Source organism: Rhizorhapis suberifaciens, from assembly GCF_014200045.1.
GTDB classification, from domain to species: Bacteria; Pseudomonadota; Alphaproteobacteria; order Sphingomonadales; family Sphingomonadaceae; genus Rhizorhapis; species Rhizorhapis suberifaciens.
Map to the genome: position 1 here is coordinate 1 of NZ_JACHOV010000012.1, position 22,467 is coordinate 22,467.

The following is a 22,467-nucleotide window of genomic DNA, read 5'->3' on the forward strand; positions in this document are numbered from 1 at the left end:
TTCAAGCCAATATGGCGGCGCATCAGTGCCTTGACCCACCCCGCCCTATCCGTCCCGCGCGCGGCCGCGCGCGCATCCAGCACGGCAAGCTCGGCATCGGTGACGCGGAAGGAAATGCGATTGGTCGCCGGCACCGCTCGGGCCTGCACCTTCGGCACGTCGCCGGCCTGCCGCATCGCCTGATCCAACAAGGATCGAAGGAGCGCGCTGCGCCCTCCCCTGCCCTCGGCGAGCGCGTCGAAGGCCTCAAGCGTGGCCCGATCGACGCGGACCGTCATGCTGGCTTTGCCTTCGGCGGAGGGTGTCGTGGTTCCCATTATCATCCCTGCAAGCTAAGCTACTGTAATACAATGGCAACCACAATCCCTATCCTGCCCTAAACAACCTCCACAAAATATCATTCGAATCTGTGGCTCGGGCCACAGCCTCCTATCATTCCATGATGATTAGAAAACGCGGAAAAGAATGCGGTGCTCGGTTAACTGTCAAATTGGACCGTACGCACCTGGGACTCGCCCTCGAATTGCACCACTGCCTCTAGCAAGCGTGCCATCCGTCCGTCGATATCAATGAACCGTTCACCGCAGACTTTATTATCAGCCGGGATTACTGACTCCGACGGTTGATGGTGCGTGGGCGACGGAGCGACGGGCTCATCAGCGGGCGGCGATGGACGGGCACGTCCATTCTCCACTCTCTCATCCGACCGCAGTGTCACAGTGCGGGACAAGGCCTCGCAGGCAGCTACCGTCAATGAACCAAGAGGCGCATCGTCGAGAAAGACGCGCACGCCCGCCGCATCATGCTGGGCCGCCTTCATCAAAGCGACCGCACCACGAACAGGCAGGTCATCCAGTCTGGCAGCGATGAAGTCCGGTGCGGATGCCAAGCCATGCAACCGGGATAGTCGCGCACGATCTCGGCCCGTGGCGCGGGCGAGATCCGCTATGCTCGTCCCGGCGGCGACCTGCCCTGCAATAAACGCTATCATATCTCGAACAGAAAGCTCTTCGCGTTGATCGTTTTCAATGAACTGGTCGATACGCACCTGGACGGGATCGGATACCTCGCGGACGATAGCGCTGACTTTGCGCCCAAGCTTGTGGCAGGCTCGCCACCGGCGCTCTCCAAACTGGATCATGTAGCGGCCGTCATCACCGGCGGGTGCCACCATGATCGGTTGCAACTGCCCCCGCGCGCTGATCGTCTCGGCCAATGCGTCGATTTCGCTTGGGTTGATCGCGCGGCGTACGTTCTCTGGATCAGGATATACGTTCGCCGGGTCGAGGGTCAGCACCCTCCCCTGTTGGGCAACCTCATCCTTCGCCGCGAAGATATCGAAATCGCCAAAGTCCATCAGGCCGCGATCCTCTCCATCGCTTCTTTCAGAAATGCACGCATAGGGGGAAGTGACGACCGCACGTCCTTATCAAACCTCCACACCGGAACCCCCGCCTGAACAGCTTGGCTGTAATGCGAACGGTCGGGGAGATGGGTCGAAAAAAGGTTGCGGCCAATCTTGGCCTTCAAGTCCGCAAGCATCGCGATTTGGTTCCGATCATTCGCCTTCACCCGGTTTGCGATCAGGCCTGCGATCCGGATTGGGGTACGCCGCCCCCGCTGGTTGACCGTCTGGATCGAGTTGGAGAGTTGCTTGGTCGAGTCAGGTCCGAAAGGCCCTAACTCGACTGGCACGATCAGGTCGTCACATACCATCAGCGCCCCGAAGTTAATCCAGCTCCAGGCAGGAGGCGTGTCGATCACGCAATAGTCATAAGCATCAGTCAGCGCCGGAAAGTTCGCTCGGAAGCTACTCAGCGCCTTTCCGAAATCCGCATCATACTCGCCCGTCAGATCATTGGAGTAGATTCCGCGATGACGCCCCACCGGCGCGGCAAAGCCGACGTCAAAGAGTTGTTTGCACGATCCTAAGGGCTCGAAATCGCGCAATGCAGCGGAAGCGTTGCGTTGCCGGTCGAGATCCAGCACGAGAACTCGATGCCCGGCGTCAGCGAGGTGCCACGCAAGATGGCAGGCGATCGTGGTCTTCCCCGCCCCGCCCTTCTCGATGTTCACCGCGATCGTTTTCACCGCCGTTCATCCCACCACGCACGTCGAGCGAACCACCACGTCTCATCATCCTCATTGCGGATGCCTGGCTCTGCTCCCCTGTCTCGCGCGCTAAGGATCATCAGCACGATAAGTACAAGGAAGATAAGACCGGCTTGAGCGATCCCACTCACCTAGCGCCTCCCGACTTGCTCCAATTCTGGACGACTACGCAGTTGCGCTGCGCGAACCGGTCCAAATGCAGAAAAGCCAAACTGCGCCTACCCTTCAATGGCTTATCGCTCTCAATCGGCTTAACCGACCACCTTCCACGCTGGAATGTGAAGCGGATCGGATCAGGAGTCCCCTGGCCACCGCGACCACCTTCCACCCGACCGAGGACGGGCTTCTGGGAGCCGCGCAAGGCGGACCCCAGAATTTCTCACCGGTGGGCCAGATCTGCGTCATTGGCCTTGGCAAGGACGGCGAAGCCGTCAGCAATAAGTTCGACGGTGTATCGCTTGCCCTCTGGGGCATCATACGAGTTCTGGCGGACCCGCCCGGCGATATGGACCATGTCACCCTTCTCGGCCTTTGCAGCGCGTTCGATCAACCGCCCAAACAGCGTCACTTCATTCCAATGTGTGTCGGTGATCCATTCGCCGTTGTCCTGCCGATTGTAATTTGCGGCGACGGAAACCTTGGTGACCTTGTCGAGCTCGGCAATTTTTCCGATGCGACCGATGATGCGAAATTCAGCAATGTTCTGCATTTGGCTAACTCCACTCGATCAGGCTAATTCCTGATGGGGACGAGCAGGAAGCGGGACAGACGCGATCAAGAGAAAAAACGGAGGGTCCACCTGTGGAAGCCGTAGCCCACAAGGGCGGTTATTCTCTTGATCGCATAGGCGGCGCCGCGACCACATCCCCATTTAAAACAGGAATTTTTTGGTCGAGCAACCAAGGTTAGTCCGGCTTAACTTGTTGAAACATCATCTCGTCTTTTCGCATCTTCTATGCCGTCTGCGAGATTGCGCCACAGGCAGCCGTTGGCTGCCACCGCCTATGTCAGACTGCCGCGCCCTCCCCCGCAGGCATGATCCGGCGCATAAACGCATCGAATAGCGGCACGGTGAATGCGGTTTGCCCATAGCCAGGCGTGTAGATCATACCCTTGGCCACCAATGACGCGCGCACAGGGCCGAACGAGGAGGGTTTGCGTCCCAGATGATCGGCAACGGCTGTTGAACTATAAGGCCCCTCCCCCAAATCTGCCATGGCTCGCAGGTAACGCTTCTCTGATGGAGTGAGACGATCAAACCGGACCCGGAAGAAGCTTTCATCAAGAGCTGCGATGGCGGTGGGGTATGCAAGGTCGACGTCGTGGGCAGTGATCGGGCAGGTATCGGCCGCCTCCCAGCACTGCTTGCCCCATTCCTGGAGAAAATAGGGATAGCCCTGCGTCACTGACAATATTTTTGCTACCGCATCTGGCTCAATGCTGCACTCTTCAAACTCTATCGGATGTACGATCGCGGCTGTTGCGGCGTCATCATCGAGCGGGCCGATGCTGTTAAAAAGAAAGAGCCGCTCGGCGTAGGATTTGGCCTTCCCCATCTGTCCCGCCAGTTGCGGTAGGCCGGCAGCTACCAACGTGATTGGGCGTTGGTTCTGTCGGGCGCGATGCAGCGCGGTAATGAGAGCAGCGAGTTCGCGCTCCTGTACATATTGCAGTTCGTCGATGAACAGAACGACCGCGGTGTTGCGCTCTGCGGCGGCAGCTCCGACTAAATCGATGAGATCGATAAGGTCGGATTCGAGATCGCCATTATCCGCAACGCCTATCTCGCCCAGATCAAGTGAGGCCTGAAGTTCGCCGTAGCTGAGTTTGAAGGCCTTCACGAAACGAGCGAGAGCACCCAACCCTCGTTTTGCGACGGTCATCGCCGCCTGTCCGCGATCGAGTTTGAGCAGGGCAGTGCGAAGGGCTGGCACGAGCATGGCCGGTAGGGATTGTCCTTCGGGCGCCTCGATCGGCACGCATTGGATGCCCTCGCCTTCCGCTGCCCGGCGCATCTCGTTCAACAAGACCGTTTTGCCGACACCTCGCAACCCCATCAGGATACTGCTTTGGGCGTGGCGTCCATTGCGGATGCGATCGAGCGCAACAGAAACAGCTTCCAGGACGGTTTCTCGGCCCGCAAGTTCCGGGGGACGGCTGCCTGCACCTGGCGCGAAGGGATTACGACGGGGATCCATATATAGGAGATTTATGGCATTCTATGCGATCTGTATAGAACTATCTAATTTCCGTAGACGCTACGGCTCGATCTATCGGACTTCTCTCTTTCCGCATCCTAGGGTTGTCGAGGCGGCTTTGAACGAAGCGTTCCTTGTGAGTGCCGTGCCCAGCGTACTCGTCAGCCTATGCCCCTTTCCTCGTTCAGCGCTGGTCGGGTTCAACTGTCCGGCGATGCTCACATCGGCGATCGCGAATCGGGCGATGATGTCCAAAGAATCATTTTATAAAAACGCCGCTGCATCGCAGCGGAAGGATTCGTGATTCAAAAGATTCTGATTCAGGCCCACAAAAACGGTGTGTTTACAATGCGATAGATGGTTTTACCTGACCTGCTGGGGGAGTTTGGCTGACCGATCGGGGGCTGTAACCTGCCCTCCTGGGGGATCATTCCTGACCCGCTGGGGCAATCCTGACCTCCTGGGGACCGCGCCGTTTCAACTCCTCGCTAAGTCGATTTGATGTCGAATTAGGAGCAAAAATGCGCCTGGAAAGCAAGTTGATCGACCGCTCCCTACGGAAAACGCGACTCGGCGAAACTCCTGGCGTTTCGGTGTCGATCACCGTGATTCTATCCTGACCGCTTGGGGGTGGTGAGAAAGGATCCTATCCTGACCTGACTTGACGGATGAGGTCAGGTCAGGCAGCAAACATGCTCCGAAGACTCATTTCGATTGTATTATGGCATGGAAACGGATGCTGGCCAAATAACAGACGCAGTTGAAGATGCGACGGAGGAAGCAACGCCCGGTCGTGCAATGCGCGTTGCGGCTGCTTTGCGAGCCAAAGGCGGCGATGAGTTCGCAAAGCCGGGCAACATCATTGAAGTTAAGTTCGTCAAGGGCGAGTCTCTGAGCCTGACGGCATCCCGTCTGCTGGCGCTCATGATTTTAACCGCCGGAGGTGATGCTTGGGAAGACAAGCCGCACCGAATGCGCAAAGCCGACATTCGCCGTGGCCACAAAGGCAATGAGCGCATCACCGACATGCTTCAGGAACTGCATCGGACGCTGTTCGCCGTCGATGATCGATCATGGCGCGGGAAGAAGGCCACGTTGCTGTTCTCGCTGATCTCCCGCTCTCGGGAGGAGACGGAGGAGGATGGCGGCGAGGCGGGCTGGATAGAGTGGGAATTTACGCCCGACGCGCGCAAGATGATCCAGGCCTCGGAGACTTATGCCGTGCTGAACCGGCAAGCGGTCCTGGGATTCCGCTCAAACTATGCGTTGAAGCTCTACGAGCTTGGCGCACTGCGGCTGCATCGCCGACAAGCGACTTGGAAAGGGGACATGGCAGCGCTGCGTGCAGCCCTCGGCATTCCACCGGAAGTTTACACTGATTTCGCGCAGTTGCGGCGCAAGGTCCTTGAGAAAGCGAAGGCCGAGATCGACCAGCTCGCGCATTTTCGTGTTGAGTGGCGGGAAATACGGCAGGGCCGAACCGTCGCGGAGATCGAGTTTAGGTTCGAGCCGAAGGGCGCGCCGGAGGTCATCGAGACTGTAGACGAGCTCGATCGGCATTCGAGTGGGCGAAAGCAACGGCGCGACAGCACGGTCGAGACCGTGGCGGTAGGGCAGGGGGTCGTTGCCGCGCCGCTAAAGGCTATCACCAAGCGTAAGGCGGACGAGCAGATGTTTCCCACGGGGTCGATCCGATTTGGGCATGACGACCTGCTCGCGATCGGTCGCCAGCATGGGGGTGGCTGGGATATCGATCTGATCGCTTCTGGGTTTCGCGACCATATGGGCGAGAGATTGGAAAAGGTGCGGGGCGCAAAATTGATCTCTGCTTGGACCGGATTTTGTGAGGGTTGGGTGACCCGAAGGGGCAGGGCGAGCTAAAAATTGCACGCGTGCAATTTCTTGACCCCCCATCGAGTCAGGATAGCTCCGTGAACGGCTCCGAACTCTCCGGAACGACACCCTGCCTTTCGAAATATCCGAAAATATTGACCAAAAAGCGCAAATGCGTATACCGTGCTCCAGATTTCGAAAGGCGGGCATGTGTCGAACGAACTAGCAATAGAGGGCGCCGAGCGATTGGTGTCGGTGGCGACCCTCGCGAACCGGACGGCGTCGGTTCTCGAAAAGCTCCGTGATTCCGCCAGAAGCGCTCGTGCTGACGATCGCCGCGAGCCGACCTTTACGATTACAAAGGCGGCTGAGCTCGTTGGACGAACCGCAGCGGCGATTCGCGATGCCGAGAAGGACGGACGGCTTCCGGAGCCGGCGCGGACTGATAATAATCGCCGCGAAAGATACACGCTTGCACAGCTTAACGACATGCGCGGTGTCTTTGGAACGAGGCCCTATCGTAGCCCGGAAGATCCCTGCTGCGTTGTAGCCGTCCAAAACTTCAAGGGGGGCGTTGGCAAATCGACCGTGGCCGTTCACCTTGCTCAATATCTCGCCATTCGCGGCTACCGCGTGGCACTGGTTGATTGCGATAGCCAGGCCTCGGCGACGACGCTTTTCGGCTACGTGCCTGACCTCGATCTGGATGAGGATGATACGCTCTATCCGTTCCTGAGGGAGGGTGAACGATCCTCGCTCGACTATGCTTTGCGGAAGACCCATTTTGACGGCCTCGAGTTGATCCCGGCGAACCTTCGACTGTTCCAGTCGGAATATGAGCTGGCGGCGCGAATGGCGCGGGAAAGCGGAGCGTTGCTGGACCGCTTGCGCGAAGGGATCAACAGCATCGCAGATCGCTTTGACGTCATCGTGATGGATCCGCCCCCGGCACTCGGCGCGATCTCGCTTTCAGTGCTGAGAGCCGCGAACGCGCTCGTTGTACCCGTGCCGCCGACGGTGATGGATTTCTCGTCCACGGCCGCATTTCTGTCGATGCTTGATGAGACGATCGAGCAGCTAGCGGAGCGGGACCTCGCGCCGGAATTGCAGTTCCTCCGGTTTGTCGCTTCGAAGGTCGACGAGAACAAGTCGATGCAGAAAGAACTGCTGAACCTGATGCGGACGCTGTTCGGTCATGCGATGCTTCGGACACCGCTGAAAGACTCCGCCGAAATCGACAATGCGACCGCGAGGTTGATGACGGTGTATGAGCTGGACGGTCCTGCCACGAGCTCGTCGGTGCGCAATCGCTGCCTCGCTTATCTGGACGGCGTGAACGCTGAAATTGAAGTGGATATCCGGTCCATGTGGCCAAGCCATCAGAAGCGTTTGCGCCAGGAGGCACTGGCATGAAAATGCGAAATTGCACGCGTGCAATTTCGACGGGTAGGAGGCTCGCATGAGCAAGAAGAACAGCGGATTTGCGGCCGATCTGACCGCCGGAATTGACCTTACGAACGAGGCGGCACCACGCCGATCTGGTATCGCAACCAACGTTCTCACGGGACGGTCGAACAGAATCGCGGAGCTCGCGTCGGGGGCGGTCCAGACCAGGACGCACGAGTTGGTCGACCCCGCACGATGCAGAATGTGGGCGGGCCATAATCGCGATTATGCGCTGTTGAACGAGCAACGCTGCGAAGATCTCATCGAGAGCATTAAGGCGCAGGGCAAGCAGGAGATGCCGGCGATCGTCCGGCGCGTTTCCGGCGATCCGGATTTCGATTTCGAGGTAATCTGCGGGGCACGTCGGCATTGGTCGATAACCTGGCTTCGGGCGCACAATTATCCAGAGTTCAAATTCCTCATCGACGTCCGTGAGATCGGCGACGAAGAGGCGTTTCGGCTCGCGGATCTAGAAAACCGCGCCCGTGACGACCTGACCGATTTGGAGCGGGCAAAAGACTATCTGCGTGCCCTCGATACCTATTATGATGGCCGACAGCGGACTATGGCCGAGCGGCTCAAGGTGACCGAGAGCTGGCTCAGCCGCTATCTCGATCTGGCGCGAATTCCTGACGCGCTTCTCGTGGCGTTCCCGGAACCGCAGGAACTGGGTATCCGCAATGTGATCGCCCTGAAGGCATTGCTGAAACCAGACGAGAAGCGCGCGCTCGCCTTTGCGGAGGCCAAGCGTCTCGCCGAGCAGCAAAGGGATAGCGCGACAGTTCTCACCGTGGTTGAAACCATCAGATTGCTGACACTGGCCGCAGACCCCCCCAAGAGGTCAGGATCCCCCAAGAAGTCAGGAAAGCCTCAAACCGTCTCGAATGCTGATGGAAAGCCCGTCATGCGGATCGAGGGTGCCGATCGCAAAGGAGTCCGGCTGACGCTCTTGCACAAGAGCGGCGCGACCCGTGAGGACGCGGAGAAGGCGGTCCGGGAGATATTGGACCTTCACTGGCCGTGACTAGCGGCTGCTTGCGGTCAGAAGCTTCCGGGCACCTTGCGGTGAAACGCTGAGCAGCCGCGCGACGGCCTTGGGTTGAAGACCGGGATAGGCGATCTGCAAGCGGGACAGGAGCGGAGCTCGGCTGCGCTTGGTCGCCTGTGCCCCGGTCCGGATGCGTGCCTCCTCTCGTTCGATCCAGTCGAGATCACGAAGGCCAGCATGGATTGCCTTGCGAAGAGCGCGCTCCAGCACCTCTGCGAGGGCCATGGGTGAGGGTGGCAGGAATTTTGGCAGCAGCACCAGGGAGGGGATGACCCGCATCGTCATGCCCGCGCGGTGAAGCATGCGGGGCAGGGCAGCGGCAATCAGCCAATGGCGATCCCGGGCACGCGGGGGGAGATCGAGCGATCGACCGTCAATGGCGACGATCTCGGATCCATCCCCGGAGGACGGCTCGGTCAGCGCGACCAGCTCAAACACCCGGTGGGCAATGGCGAGAAGATCGGCGCGCGCGAATGGAAGGTCGACGGCATCGCGGATCGTGCGCCACATCGGCCCGAAGTAGGCAAGGTCGTCGCTCCCGTACGTTTTGGCCTCGGCGCGATCATCCAATACCGAGCGCAGCACGTTGAGCGTGGCGCGCAGGACCGGGTCGCGGGTATCTTCATCGCGGCTGATGGCGAAGTGGAAGACCGCCGACACCGAGATGGGGTCGTTCAGGCCCTCAGAGGCACGGGGAGGGGGGCTTCGACCCGCAATCCAGTCCTGGAGGGACCGAACGTCAATCGGGACACCGGCGAGGCCCGCCAGCGCCACGGCGCCCTCAAGCCGGGCCCGCGCCAGGAAAATGTCTGTGGCCGGGCTGTTCTGCAGCCGCCCGTCGAGGCGGCCGAGCAGCAGCATCGTCCGCGCCAGTTCGGGGGTGTCGTGCTTTTCCATCGGTCTGTAGATGCCAGAATGAGAAACCAAAGTCAGCCGTTGGTTTCTCTCCTAGGGACGGTTCAGATACGGACATACGATAATTGCAGTTATCACAGAAACGGATTTGCGCTCCTTCTATAAAGTAGGCTAGGCTGAACCCTCGGCAGCGAGGAGGGCGGCGCGTGGGAAACACGGTATTTGGGTCCTGGGAAAGCGACCGCCGCATCACGCCAGCTGGCCGCAAGCCGCCCGCGGTTATCGGTAGGCAGGGAGATAGGCTTGACTGACGCAGCATTACCCGCGGTGGTCCCCGCCGTGCGCGGAGGGACGGATCTGGTCTGGGAGATCACCAAGCTCCAGGCGGCCCCGACCATCACCATCAACGCCGAGCTGATCGCCGCCTTTGAGGGCGCCTCCTCGCCGCACAGCCTGCGCGCGCTTGCCAGCGATAGCGAGGCGTTCGACCTGTGGTGCCGGCGATTGGGCCGCGTGACCCTGCCGGCCCCCCCCGAGACGGTGGCCGACTATCTCGACGCCCGTGCTGCACAGGGAGCCAAACCCGCCTCGCTCGCGCGCTACAAGGCCTCGATCGCCAAGCTCCACCAGTTGCTCGAGCTTGCCGATCCAACCCAGGTGCCGCTGGTCAAGCTGCGGCTTGCCGCGATCCGGCGGCGGGTCGGCAGCGCGCAAGCTCAGGCGCGGCCGCTGCGCTTCAAGGGCCCGGTTAAGGATGTCGCGCGCGACACAGCGCGCGGGCTTAATGTGCGCGCGCTGCTTGAAAGCTGCGGTGAGGATCTGCCGGGTCTGCGCGACCGGGCGCTGCTCTCGGTCGCCTACGACACCGGGCTGCGCGCCTCCGAGCTGGTCGCGGCCCAAGTCGAGCACCTGATCGAGGCGATCGATCCCGAAGCGCGGCTGCTCCTGATCCCGCGCAGCAAGGGCGACCAAGAAGGTGAGGGGGCGACCGCGTACCTCAGCCCGCGCAGCACGCGCGCGCTCCTCGCCTGGCAGCAGGCCGCCGGGATTGACAGCGGGCCGCTGTTCCGGCGGGTGCAGGTGCGGCGCTACAAGCCGCGCGCGGCGATCAAAGGCCGCAGGATTGACAGCCTGTCCGGGCGCGAGGCGTGGGATCTGCGCAAGACGCTGACCCGGCCCGCTGTCCCGGCGCGTGTCGATTACGATGTCGGGGAGGGCGCGCTCCACCCCGGCTCGATCGGGCCGATCTACCGTTCGATCATTAGCCGTGCGTTCGATCGGGGCGCACTCCCCGATCTGACGGCTGACGATCTGGCGCGGCTCCTGAAAGGGATCAGCGCGCACTCGACGCGGGTGGGGCTGAATCAGGACCTGTTCGCCAGCGGCGAGGACCTTGCCGGGATCATGGACGCTCTGCGCTGGAAAAGCCCGCGCATGCCGCTCGCCTACAACCGCAACCTCGCGGCCGAGGCGGGTGCAGCGGGGAGACTCATGGCGAAGCTCGGTTGACCGGAACCGTCGGACAGTCCTGACGGGCAGCTTGTAGCTTCAAGAATCAGGATGGCGGACGATCCGGCGCAACCGGCCTGGGTCTCGACCCGACCTTTGTGGCCTCAGTGCATTATTGGGACACAGATATACGGTAGCGCCGTGACATTATCCTCTACTGAGCCGAAGCGGCAGAAAACCGTGATCGTCCAGCGCCGAGCTATCCGAGAACACATAGTCGCCGGTCAGATTGATGTGATCCCAGCCTAACGGAGAAAGTTCGCCCAGCGAACCCTCCAGCAGAGGTTGACCAGTGATGCTGAACATGTCGGCAGCACGGCCGAGGTACTTGCAGTTGAATAGAATAATTGCGGCAGTGACCAGGTTGAGCGCGGCTGCGCGAACCTGCTGATTTTCCATGCCGCGGTCGCGGAAACGGCCAAGCCGGTGGAATGCTACGGCGCGCGCCAGGGTGTTGCGGGCTTCGCCCTTGTTCAATTCCGCTGTGACCAATCGCCGCAGGTCGGGATCTTCGAACCATCGCAGCGTGAATAGCGTGCGCTCGATCCTGCCGATCTCGCGCATGGCTGCGGCAAGGCTGTTTTGCTGGCGATAGGCCGACAGCTTTTTCAGGATCAGTGACGGCGTGACGACGCGGTTGCGCATGGCGGCCATAATCTGATGGATGTCGTCCCAATGGCTACGGATCAGGTTTTCATCAAGCCGGTGACCGAATACCGGGCCTAGTCGGCCATACCGTCCCCGAGGTTCGAAGGCGTAGAGTTTGCGGTCTGAGAGGCGCGGAATTCTGGGCTCAAAGCTGAGGCCCATCATGGACATCACGCAAAAGACAATATCGGATGCACCGCCGCCGTCGACGTGCAAAGCCCCCATCTCAACATTGCTCCCGTGGCCGAGGATGCCATCGAGAGCGTGGATTGCCTCGCCTGCCGTTCCGGCAATGACCGTCTGGTGGAGCGGTGCGTAGCGATCGGTGATGGTGGTGTAGATCTTCACGATCGGATCGCGACCGTAGTGCGCGTTCACCGTGCCGCCGCTTTCCCCTTGGCCACCAACGTAAAAGTGCTGGCCATCGGCCGATGCCCGCCAGCCATCGCCGAACCACGCGGCAATCGGCTCAGCATGAATGGCATCGGTGAGCGTAGCGAGGGCCGCCCGGAACGTTTCATCGCGCATGTGCCAGGTTTGCATGCGCAGCAGGGCCCGTCGCGATGCGACGTCGCATATGTCTGCCATGCGAGCCAGCCCCAGATTGGTCGCCTCGGCAATCAGGCTGGCGAGAAATGCCTTTTCGTCGTTCGGTGGCATGCCGGTCGAAACGTGGGTGAAGTGGTCGATGAACCCGGTCCAACGCGCCACCTGGTGCAAAACGTCAGTGATCCGGACAGTTGGCAGGAGGCGGTAGATGCGCAGCGCATTTTCGCGTGATCGGTCATCGTCTTCTTCGACGTCCTTGGGCATTTTCGGGAAACGCAGTCGGTCTCCTGCAAACAAGGCGGCATCCTTGCCGGACAGACCCTTCATGGTCGACAGCAATGCCCGATCCAACTGCCCCGCTTTGGCCGTAATCCATTCCTCAAAAGTCGGGCTTGCGAAGTTCCGGTAATGCAGCGCTGTGTGCCGGTGCAGAGCCCGGAGCCGGGGTAATCAGATCCTCGAGCGCGCGGTGCATCCGCGACGTTGGTACCCACAGATCCCCGGAGGCCAGCGCGCTGGCGACGGCAAAATAGGTTGCAAGCTCCCAGTAGGTCCGGTCGATCTTGCCGTCGGCGAACAAGTGTCGCTGCCAGCGGCGCTCGATATGCCCTAGCGGGATATCCACCGGCAAAGGCTTGCGCCAATTCCCGCCCAATTGGATCAGGATGCCAAGGGCTGTTTGCAAATCGCGGGTCGCCCGCCTGCCCTCGAACACGAAGCTGGCAAGGAAGCGTGTGCCGACCTGCTTAAATATTCGGTATTCCGGGCCAAGCTCGCCGACAACGTCCGGCTTGCCGGGTTTGGTCGTGCGGCGGATGACGTGTGCATCGGCTTCGATCACGTCGAGGCTGGCAACGGCTGTGACGGCTGCGGCGACATCGCCCCCTTTGCGTAGCGCCTGTGTCATTACTTCAAGCACAGTCGCGATTCGTGCGAGCCGTTCCCGTCCCTGGTCGGCTGTCGCTAAAATTGTCTCTTCGAGCCGCTTTCGTGCTCTGAGGTTCGCACGGCCGACCAGCGAGCCAAACATGGTGAGTGCGGCATCGGTCGTTGTGGCCTCGAGTTCTCGCAAGGTGGCGACCAGCGTTGCGATGCGACGGGCTGGCGACATTTGCTGCATCGCCTGGGCCGTGAGGCGAACGCCTTCGCGCGCCAATTGCCGCATTCTCGGATGCGAAATCTCCGGGATCGGCGCGCTGATGGCGCCGATACTCCGGATCGTATCGATCTTGTCGAGCAGTTCGAGTAACGATCTGGCGCTGACTCGGTTTGGTGGTGCCCTCAGCCAGCTCAACCGGCTTTGCTGATCATGCACCTTGTCTGACAGAATTGTTTCCAGCCTTTGACGGGCAGAACTCGCGACCTGGTTGTAAATCCTTTCCGCGAACGCCTTGTCCGCCCGGTGCAATGCCGAAGGCGCCATGCGTTCGACCACACTGATGCCAGGGATCACGATACGCTCGGATCGCATCTTCCCGATCAGCCGCATCAGAAGCGATTGGCCATCGACGATGCTTATAGCCTCCTCCTCCAGCCACGCCGCAAGTTCCGCGCGCATAGGATGGGACAGATCGCGAAATCCATGGTTACGCTTGATGGCCGCGAGTTGTTCATAACGGGTCGGGCCTCTCCGCGCGAATTCGGCGATGACGTCCGCATCGATGTCGAGTTGTTCGGCGATATAGTCGAGCATGACGGCAGGCAGCATCTCGCCCCGGCGCAGATAGCGGCACGGGAAACGAAGGCAGCACAGTTGCAGAGCATAGCCGAGACGTGTTGCTGGTGTCCTCGATTTTGTGATTGCGGTCAGATCGGCATCATCGAGGCTGTAATGGGTGACGACCTCCTCCTCGGTCGACGGGAGAGCCAAATGTTCCTGCCTCTGCCGATCGGTCATCGCAATGCGTGCTGGCAACGTCAAAATTCCTTCACAAACGTCTTTCCATTCGCTACGGTTTTGAAATAGGATTTTGAAAGACGCAACCGCAGTCGGTGCGGCATCGGTTTCCGCTCTTTCAGAAACGACCGTTTAGGAAATGAGGTCGTAATGCTGATCGGCTATGCCCGTGTCTCCAAAGGCGATGACCAGAGCACAGCCTTGCAGATGCGCGCGCTAAAGGACGCTGGATGCAAGCGCATCTTCGAAGAGGCGGCCAGCGGCGGCCGCTGGGATCGACCGGAACTTCACCGCATGCTCGATCAGCTTCGTGACGGGGACGTCGTGGTTGTCTGGAAGCTTGACCGGCTTTCGCGATCGCTGAAGGATCTGCTGCATTTGCTCGACCGCATCGAAACAACCGACGCAGGCTTCCGTTCACTGACCGAAAGCATCGACACCACCACGCCGGCGGGCCGGATGATGATGCAGATGGTCGGCAGCTTCGCCGAGTTCGAGCGTGCCATGATCCGGGAGCGGACCAAGGCTGGTCTCGATCAGGCGCGGGCCGAAGGCCGTGTCGGCGGTCGCCGCCCGAAACTCAATGCCAAACAGCGAGCTGAAATTGCCGAAAGCGTGATTTCAGGCCGCAAGTCCGCGGCAGAAATGGCGCGGATTTTTGGTGTTAGTCAGCCAACGGTCTCACGCATCGTAGCGGCAGCATATCAAGGATCAGGTGGAAGAGAATCCCCGGCAAGTTGATGGCTGCAGGTATGCTGGCCTTGCCTTCGCCCTCCCACACCTCGCAGCCGTCCGCAGTTGATGCGTCCCTTGCAGAATCAGCATCCACTTCGGAGCAGGTGATCGCCTATTTTCGTAAGGATGGCCCACCGAAAATCGGAACGGAGGTTCAGCGGATTCCTCCGTGGATTCTTTTCGGGGCCATCCTCTTGCAAGAGGCGCAGCGTTCAGAATTGCACGATGCAACTCGGAACCTTTTCCGTGCCCCTTCTGTCGCACTGCCGCCGATCACATTGCAGTCTCTGCCCGCTCCTGCCGGAAGCTCACGCACACACATTGTTCGGGGGGTCCGATTGCCTCGCTTCAATAAGTGTGACCGAATATCCGGTCCTCTCGCCGTCAGCTTCATAGGCATGGTCCATATCGCTACCGCCAGAGCGGCTCAAATTCGTTACGCCACCGAAGTTTTTTTAATCAATGAAAGTAAGGTCTTGCATATGCTTTTATATTGTGCAGATTGCGCTGCAGGCACACGGGGGTGATTGATCATGCTGCGGTTCATTGGTATTTTTGCTGCGTCTACCTTGATCTTAACGCCTTTCGCCGCAAACGCTTCCGAAACAATAACGTATACATATGACGCTAAAGGTCGGCTTATTAAAGTTGTTCGCGCCGGCACTGTGAACAACAATGTTCAGACGATCTATACGCATGATAAAGCCAATAATCGCAAGAACACCACTACAACTGGGTCCGCCAATACGCCGCCTGCTTGATCTTACAGGATCAGGCTGAGACAGGCTGAATATTCCATATTTCTGTTGATTGGGGGACTCTATGGCCGCTGGGCTTGGGAGCGCATCTTTATGCGCGCGTCGTTTTCGTACTGCTCTTGGCACCACCACGATATTGATTTCCGGCTTAGCCGCCCCTGCTCTTGCGCAGGTGGCGGAACAACAAGCCCCGCTGAGCTTGGAAACTCCAGTTCTGTCATCGCAGGCAGGCGGTATAACGGCCCTGTCAAAGACCCCGGGCTGGAAAAGTACCGCAGAGGTCCAGCCTATCACTCCGGAGACCGAGCGCGCTTTGCAACAGCAAAAGCAGAAATCTCTCCTAAGCGCCGGATCTCAAGCAAACAAAGAGCAGCCAGAGATGGTCGAGGCGATGTCGACATTGTCGACCGGACAGGCCACTGTTCAATCTCCGCTATCCATAACGGACCTGGCGCGATCTCTGAAGAACGACCCGGATCTGATATATCAATTTGTTCGCGAGAATATCGCCTTCGTCCCTATTCATGGCGTTCAGAAGGGCGCTGTGGGAGCGTTGATCGACGGCGCCGGAACCCCTTTCGATCAAGCTGACCTCATGATTCAGCTTTTGCGGGCCTCGGGCTATACGGCCAACTACATGCTCGGCGAGGTCTATCTGACGCCTGCCCAATTCCAGTCATGGTATGGCGTAAACGTGTCGAGCGCTTGCAGTACGTGGAAAGTACCTGCTGCGGGACGTATTCCGCTCTTCAACTATTGGTCGCAATCCTATTGTGACGCGCCGATGGAGGCGATGCGGCTTACCCATATGTGGGTGAAAGTCAATATCGGCGGCACTTGGTATGTCTTCGACCCGAGCTTCAAGAGCCACACGGCTGTTGCGGGCTTATCCGCCGCGACGCTCGCAAGCGCGATGGGCTACAATTCGACCACCTTTCTCACCAATGCGCGCAGCGGGGCCACTATCACCACGGACTACGCGCAGAACATCAATCGGACCAACATTCGCAATAATCTCGCCACCTATGCGACCAATCTCGCCAATTACCTCAAGGCGAACACGCCCAGCGCACGTCTTGACGATGTGATTGGCGGCCGCAAGATTGATCCCGTCAGCGGAACGCTCCGGCAGACGACGCTGCCCTATCAATGGAGCGATTCAACGCCGCAAGAGATGGTCTCGATTCCCGATAGCTATCGTGTTTCGCTGCGCCTTGAGTATCAGGGGATCGATCAGACCTTCTTCTCCGATCAGATAGCGGGCAAGCGGCTAACAATCACTTATACCTCGGCCAACATACCCGAATTGCGCCTCGATGGAGCGCTTGTGGCGTCAGGCGCGGCTCCTGCCCTGAATAGCTGGACCAATGTGACGCTGACGACCAACCACCAAGCATATTCGGACACAGGCGCAAACATTATTATTCAGCCAGCGCTTTTTGCGGCGCCGGATAGAAACTACGCAATCGCCAATGCATGGGGTCCAACGGGCAAGGGATCAATTGAACTGCACCGTCGCAGGCTGATCGCAGCCAAGGCCGCGGGCAACGCGGACACGTCAGAGCCTATTCGGGGGCAAGTTTCGGCACTCATCGCCGCGAACTGGACCGCTGAAATCACACGGATGAGCGATATTCATGCCCAACTGGCGGGCAGCGTTCCGCTGATCCACCAGAACCTTGGGATTGCTGGCCAGAATGGATCGCCATTCGTCGATCTTGGCGGCAACGTGTGGGATAATATCTTGAAATCCTACGACAGCACCAATGAATATAAAAGGTTTGTCTCCAACACGATTTTACAGTCGGGCCATTTCAGTATATTGGAAGGCCAAAATATTCAGGAAGTGACTGGTGTCAGCGGCATCTCAACAACCAAGCTGATCGACATGGCCGTGACCAATGGCCACAAAATTTACGATGCCAAGAGCGCCAATTATAATTCCGTTGTCCGTCCCAATCTCAAATCCTATCAGTCAGGCATAGTTTCCGTCATTGATACCGACGTCGCCAACGGATGGCGTTTGATCGTCCCGGAATATGGGAATCTGACGGAGAATCAATATACAGGCGTGGGGTTCCACGGTGAGAAGGACAATTCTGGGAGCTTCTTCCTCTACGAGTTTATCAACGGCACACTGAGCGGCGGCGTCGGCGGTACATCGGGAACGCCCTCTGGCGATACGGTCATTGATAGCGTTGAACAGCCGCCAATCCCGGACTACCAGGCCAATGCCGGCCCGATCGACGCATTTCGAGGCAATTACAGATATAGCAACACTGATATCAGCCTCGGCCAGTCTGGCATGCCGGGCGACCTTGCGTTTGTCCGGCAATATAGTTCGGGCAGCGGCCATAAGGACGGTGCACTCGGCCTGGGCTGGACGCACAATTTCGCTGCCTCTGCAAAAAAGGGCAGCGATGCATTTGAAGGCATGGGGGACGACTCGGGGATCGATGCGGCGGCCGCCATCACCGAACTTTTCGTGACCAATGACATCTTATCGAATCCATCGGTCACTACTATTCCACTTGATCGCCAGGTGATCGCTCGCGTCGCGCAGCGGTGGTTCGGCGATCAGCTCATTGATAATGTGGTTTCAGTGAACACCGGCGCGAGTGGCCAACTTTTTGTCAAGCTTCCTGACGGGACCTATAACGGGTCGCAGGGCAATCCGTCCAGGCTGACATTGACGGCCGGGCTGTATTCACTGGAAACGGGCGATGGTACCAAAGCTAATTTCGGAACGGATGGCAATATCACCTCCATCGCCGAACCGAGGGGGCTGACAACAAGCTTCTCCTACACGAGCGGCAAGCTTTCTTCCGTTAGCAAGAACGCTGGGCGGACGCTGACCTTTGGGTATACCGGAAACCGCATCACCTCCATCACCGACGGGACCGGCCGATCAATTGGTTTCACTTATGACGGCACCGGAAACCTCACTCAATTCCGCAACCCGCTCAACAATCAGTTCACATACAGCTATTCCCAGCCCGGTCAGCTGTATCAGATGTTCTTGCCAACGGCGCCCGGTACGGCTTACCTCACCAATAGCTATGATGCCGACAGTAGGTTGAAAAGCCAGACTGATGCTGCGGGGCAGGCCTGGAATTTCTATGCATCGGGTACGCGTTTCGAAACCCGCGATCCGCTTGGCAATGCCAACGTCACCTATCTTGATGAGTTCGGAAATCAGACCAGGCAAATCGATCCGCGCGGCTTCGTGACAACCTATGAATATGATGGTCACAATCGCCTTACGCGCATGATCGCGCCTGAGCTAAATGAGTCCCGGTACACATATGATAGCCGGCATAATGTGACGCAGACCCGTCTCATTGCCAAGCCGGGTTCCGGCCTCGCCGATATCGTGACGAGCGCCGCCTTCCCGACGAGCTGCGGAGCCAATTTTAAAACTTGTAACCAACCTACCTGGACCCGGGATGCCAAAGGCAACCAGACCGATTACGCCTACAACGCGACCACGGGCCTCATCACGACCATCACAGCTCCTGCACCGACAACGGGAGGAACCCGCCCCCAAACCCGGTATAGTTATGGTGCAACCGGCGGTGTCACGTTGCTAACCGGGGTTTCCGCATGCCGCACGACGGCAAGCTGCACCGGTGGCGCCGATGAAGTGAAGACCACCATCGTAAACAACACCAATTTGCTGCCAACCAGCATAACCGTGGCGGCGGGAGACAATTCTCTTAGTGCCACGACGGCCTTCACCTATGATACGGTTGGCAACCGCTTAACCGTCGACGGACCCTTGAGCGGAACAGCCGATACGACACGTACCCGCTATGATGCCGCCCGACAGGTGGTTGGCGCAATAGGGCCGGACCCCGATGGCGCAGGCGCACGCTTAATGAAGGCGCAGCGTATCACCTATAATGCTGACGGCAGGGTCACGCTGTCCGAAGCCGGCACCGTCACGGCACAGACGGACGCTGCCTGGACCGCTTTCAGCTCCCAGCAGCAAATGGCCGTCACCTATGACGCGGTCGGCCGGGCCGTCAAACAAGAGGTCAAGTCCGGTGGCACCACCTATGCACTGACGCAGACCAGCTACGACACAGCGTCTCGCGTGAATTGTGTGGCCACTCGTATGGACCCGGCGCAATGGGCGGGCCAGTCGGACGCCTGTTCTCCTCAAACCACCGGTCCCAACGGTCCGGATCGCATCACTCGATATTTTTACGACGCGGCCAGCAATATGACTCAGTTCAGGCTCGGCGTGGGAACGGCCGACGAGTCGATCGAAGAACTGAACACATGGTCGAACAACGGCCTGCTCGCTTCAGTTCGCGATGGCGAAAACAACCGGACAACCTACGTCTATGATGGTTTCGACCGCCTGTCGCGGACACGCTATTCAATAGCGACACAAGGCGCTAATTCGAGTTCGACGACGGATTATGACGAGCAGACCTACGACGCAAACAGCAACGTCACGCAGCGTCGTCTTCGGGATGGCAAGCTTATCGGTTTCGCCTACGACAATCTCAACCGTGTGACGACCAAAACGCTTCCCAGCCCGGAATTTCCGGTCAACTATACATACGACCTGCTGGGCCGTACGCTGACTGCTTCACGCCCCGGGGACAGCACGACGCAGACTTTCATCTATGACGCGCTCGGTCGCATGACCAGCGAGAACCAACCCTATGGTTCGATGAGCTGGCAATATGACCTTGCAGGCAGGCGCACGCGGGCCACATGGAATGATGGCTTCTATGTGACCTATGACTATGATGTTGCGGGGAATGTGACTGCGATCCGTGAGAATGGCGCAGCTTCCGGCATCGGCGTGCTCGCCACATATGCCTATGACAATCTGGGCCGCCGGACGAGCATCACGCGTGGCAACACTGCGGCGACCAGCTACAGCTATGACGCGGTATCGAGGCTCACAAGCCTGGCCCAGAATCTGACCGGCACGGCCAATGACATCACCATTGGGTCAATGTCCTATAACCCTGCCTCCCAGATTAAGAGCCAGCAGCGGTCCAATGACAGCTATGCTTGGAACGGTCATTACAATGTGAACCGCAATTATACCGTCAACGGGCTCAATCAGATGACGGCGTCTGGATCGGTTGCCCTCGGCTATGACGGAAGGGGGAACCTGATCACTTCCGGCACGACCAGCTATACCTATACGGCCGAGAACCGCCTGGCCACAGCGACAGGCAGCATTTCTGCCAATTATGATGCACTTGGTCGCCTGAAGGACTATATCTCATCGGGCACGACACGGTTTGTTTACGATGGATCGCACATGGCATCTGAGGTGTCGACCGGGGGAGCTATTCTACGCCGTTATGTCTGGGGACCGGGTAGTGACGAGGTGCTCGTCTGGTATGAAGGGAGCAGTACGACAGACCGCCGGTGGATGCATGCCGACGAACGCGGTTCGATTATCGCCCTCACGGACAGCACCGGCGCGATGACGGCGATTAACCGCTATGATGAGTTCGGTATTCCGGGCAGCGCGAATATTGGTCGGTTTCAATATACCGGGCAGGCTTGGCTCTCTGGCTTGGGCATGTATTACTATAAGGCACGGCTCTACTCGCCTACCCTGGGCCGGTTCATGCAAACCGATCCCATCGGCTATGAGGACGGCATCAACTGGTATAATTATGTCGGCAGTGACCCGGTCAACATGGTTGATCCGACAGGATTAGGAGGGGCGGGTTCCTTTATTGGATATGGAAGCAATGGATCGGCGGGATATTATGGTTATGGATCCTGCCAGCTCTGTAACGCCACATCTTCTGCTAGCCCAGGCGGGATAGTTGTAACTGGCAATAGGACTTCTAATTGGAATTTCAATCCGTGGACACCTTCGTTTCGTATACCGATGCGTCCACCGTCCATTATTATCAACTTGCCATCATCTTCACCCAGTTCGCAATACAAGCCTAACGATAGCGCAAATGTGGTAAAGGCGTCTCAGTCGCAGCAAAAAGACAAGCCAAACCCTTGCCAGTCTCTTGGCAATAGGATCGGGAACGCTCTTGAGAACGCGGGTAAGGGGGTGAGCTACTCCGGCCTCACGATCGCTGGGATTGGTGCTTTCGCAGGGCCAGAGGGAGCGGTGCCGGGTCTTTTCATTACCGAGGTTGGAGGAGTGCTTTCAACCCTCGGCCAGGTCTCGCAAGATGTCGCTTTTGGTCGCCCCTTCGGAGAGATTGCTACGCGGGCTGCCGTTAACGCGTTCGGCGCGCGCGCGGTGAATAATGTTGTTCCGCGATCGGTGAGAAGCGGTATCGGCGACGCTATTTTCGGCCAAGTCATCGGTGAAGTGGCGTCCGCAACCAACGCCTCGCTTGATCCTGATAGGTGCCCGAAGTGAGCCCCGGTTACCGCTTGGCCGGCGTTCATATGGGACTTCTGGTCCTGTCCTTGCCGCTCATCGTGCTTTGGTATGTTGATGGGGCCGGCCAAGCCGATGCATCTGGCAAGTGGGCTTACCTTGGGGTCGCAGCGGTTTACGCGATTGTTGCTGCAACCGGTAAGCCAAAGGCTCTTTATCAAGCGTCAGGTCGTCTCGGAGTCGCCAAGAAGGCTGTTCGCATCCTTCTTGGTTCGGCAGCCCTGTTGACCGGCAGTGTGGCCGTTGGGGATGCTGGCGGCATCGGCACAGCTGTGGGTGTCGCGGCTATCGTGAGTGCTTTGGCATTGTTCCTGTGGGCTGTTGCCATTGCGCTCTTTGGCGGAGCGGCAGAGGGGGGATAGGGCTCCATGTCAGAGTTCAGATTCGATGCTGGGTACTGCACCGATGTTTTGGACGGAGTGGCTCTTGGCGCTGACGTGATAGCACTCGGTGCTGCAGGGGTCCCCGTAGCGACGGCACCTACTATA

At 58.9% G+C, this 22,467-nt stretch carries 15 protein-coding genes and 1 pseudogene; 7 read left to right on the forward strand and 9 right to left on the reverse strand.

Annotated features, from left to right (window positions below; translation table 11 throughout):
* The 6 genes and pseudogenes from HNQ99_RS14115 to HNQ99_RS14140 all read right to left on the reverse strand — a co-directional run.
* Nucleotides 1–317: pseudogene (locus tag HNQ99_RS14115) on the reverse strand (hypothetical protein); the annotation flags it as partial.
* A gap of 161 nt (nt 318–478) precedes the next feature.
* Nucleotides 479–1,357 (reverse strand): ParB/RepB/Spo0J family partition protein, encoded by an 879-nt coding sequence (locus HNQ99_RS14120; RefSeq protein WP_184476778.1) that lies wholly within the window; start codon nt 1,355–1,357, stop codon nt 479–481.
* Complete coding sequence (locus HNQ99_RS14125; RefSeq protein ID WP_184476785.1) at nt 1,357–2,091, reverse strand: ParA family protein; 735 nt, start codon at nt 2,089–2,091, stop codon at nt 1,357–1,359. Before HNQ99_RS14125 ends, HNQ99_RS14120 begins: the two co-directional genes overlap by 1 nt.
* Nucleotides 2,088–2,243: a hypothetical protein gene (locus HNQ99_RS14130; RefSeq protein WP_184476787.1), complete on the reverse strand. Its 156-nt coding sequence runs from the start codon at nt 2,241–2,243 to the stop codon at nt 2,088–2,090. Before HNQ99_RS14130 ends, HNQ99_RS14125 begins: the two co-directional genes overlap by 4 nt.
* Nucleotides 2,244–2,491: 248 nt before the next feature.
* Nucleotides 2,492–2,821, reverse strand: coding sequence for a single-stranded DNA-binding protein (locus tag HNQ99_RS14135; RefSeq protein ID WP_184476789.1), 330 nt, complete (start codon nt 2,819–2,821; stop codon nt 2,492–2,494).
* 298 nt (nt 2,822–3,119) lie between these two features.
* Nucleotides 3,120–4,310 (reverse strand): ATP-binding protein, encoded by a 1,191-nt coding sequence (locus HNQ99_RS14140; RefSeq protein ID WP_184476791.1) that lies wholly within the window; start codon nt 4,308–4,310, stop codon nt 3,120–3,122.
* Between the two features lie 798 nt (nt 4,311–5,108).
* Between HNQ99_RS14140 and HNQ99_RS14145 the strand changes: the two genes are divergently transcribed.
* The 3 genes from HNQ99_RS14145 (at nt 5,109) to HNQ99_RS14155 (ending at nt 8,613) form a co-directional block, all read left to right on the forward strand.
* Nucleotides 5,109–6,191 carry a replication initiation protein gene (locus HNQ99_RS14145; protein WP_407692321.1) on the forward strand — a complete coding sequence of 361 codons (1,083 nt, stop codon included), beginning with the start codon at nt 5,109–5,111 and terminating at the stop codon, nt 6,189–6,191.
* Nucleotides 6,192–6,353: 162 nt separating this feature from the next.
* A complete protein-coding gene (locus HNQ99_RS14150; protein ID WP_184476795.1) occupies nt 6,354–7,556 on the forward strand; it encodes an AAA family ATPase in 1,203 nt (400 codons plus the stop codon).
* A gap of 46 nt (nt 7,557–7,602) precedes the next feature.
* Nucleotides 7,603–8,613, forward strand: coding sequence for a ParB/RepB/Spo0J family partition protein (locus HNQ99_RS14155; RefSeq protein WP_184476797.1), 1,011 nt, complete (start codon nt 7,603–7,605; stop codon nt 8,611–8,613).
* Here the strand turns inward: HNQ99_RS14155 and HNQ99_RS14160 are convergent, their stop codons facing one another.
* The gene (locus HNQ99_RS14160) at nt 8,614–9,534 is read right to left on the reverse strand and encodes a hypothetical protein (protein WP_184476799.1); all 921 of its coding nucleotides are present in this window, start codon (nt 9,532–9,534) and stop codon (nt 8,614–8,616) included.
* 261 nt (nt 9,535–9,795) lie between these two features.
* Between HNQ99_RS14160 and HNQ99_RS14165 the strand changes: the two genes are divergently transcribed.
* A complete protein-coding gene (locus HNQ99_RS14165; protein WP_184476801.1) occupies nt 9,796–11,001 on the forward strand; it encodes an integrase in 1,206 nt (401 codons plus the stop codon).
* 147 nt (nt 11,002–11,148) lie between these two features.
* On the opposite strand, the gene HNQ99_RS17010 is transcribed toward HNQ99_RS14165, so the two are convergent.
* On the reverse strand, nt 11,149–12,537 hold the full coding sequence (locus tag HNQ99_RS17010) for a Tn3 family transposase (protein ID WP_246415004.1): 1,389 nt from the start codon (nt 12,535–12,537) through the stop codon (nt 11,149–11,151).
* A gap of 40 nt (nt 12,538–12,577) precedes the next feature.
* Nucleotides 12,578–14,113 (reverse strand): DUF4158 domain-containing protein, encoded by a 1,536-nt coding sequence (locus tag HNQ99_RS17015; protein WP_246415005.1) that lies wholly within the window; start codon nt 14,111–14,113, stop codon nt 12,578–12,580.
* 132 nt (nt 14,114–14,245) lie between these two features.
* Between HNQ99_RS17015 and HNQ99_RS14175 the strand changes: the two genes are divergently transcribed.
* From HNQ99_RS14175 to HNQ99_RS14185, 3 genes are all read left to right on the forward strand, one after another.
* The gene (locus tag HNQ99_RS14175; RefSeq protein ID WP_184476803.1) at nt 14,246–14,836 is read left to right on the forward strand and encodes a recombinase family protein; all 591 of its coding nucleotides are present in this window, start codon (nt 14,246–14,248) and stop codon (nt 14,834–14,836) included.
* A gap of 1,131 nt (nt 14,837–15,967) precedes the next feature.
* On the forward strand, nt 15,968–21,958 hold the full coding sequence (locus HNQ99_RS14180; RefSeq protein WP_184476805.1) for an RHS repeat-associated core domain-containing protein: 5,991 nt from the start codon (nt 15,968–15,970) through the stop codon (nt 21,956–21,958).
* Nucleotides 21,955–22,341, forward strand: coding sequence for a hypothetical protein (locus HNQ99_RS14185; RefSeq protein ID WP_184476808.1), 387 nt, complete (start codon nt 21,955–21,957; stop codon nt 22,339–22,341). The genes HNQ99_RS14180 and HNQ99_RS14185 overlap by 4 nt, the downstream gene beginning before the upstream one ends.
* Nucleotides 22,342–22,467: the final 126 nt, after the last annotated feature.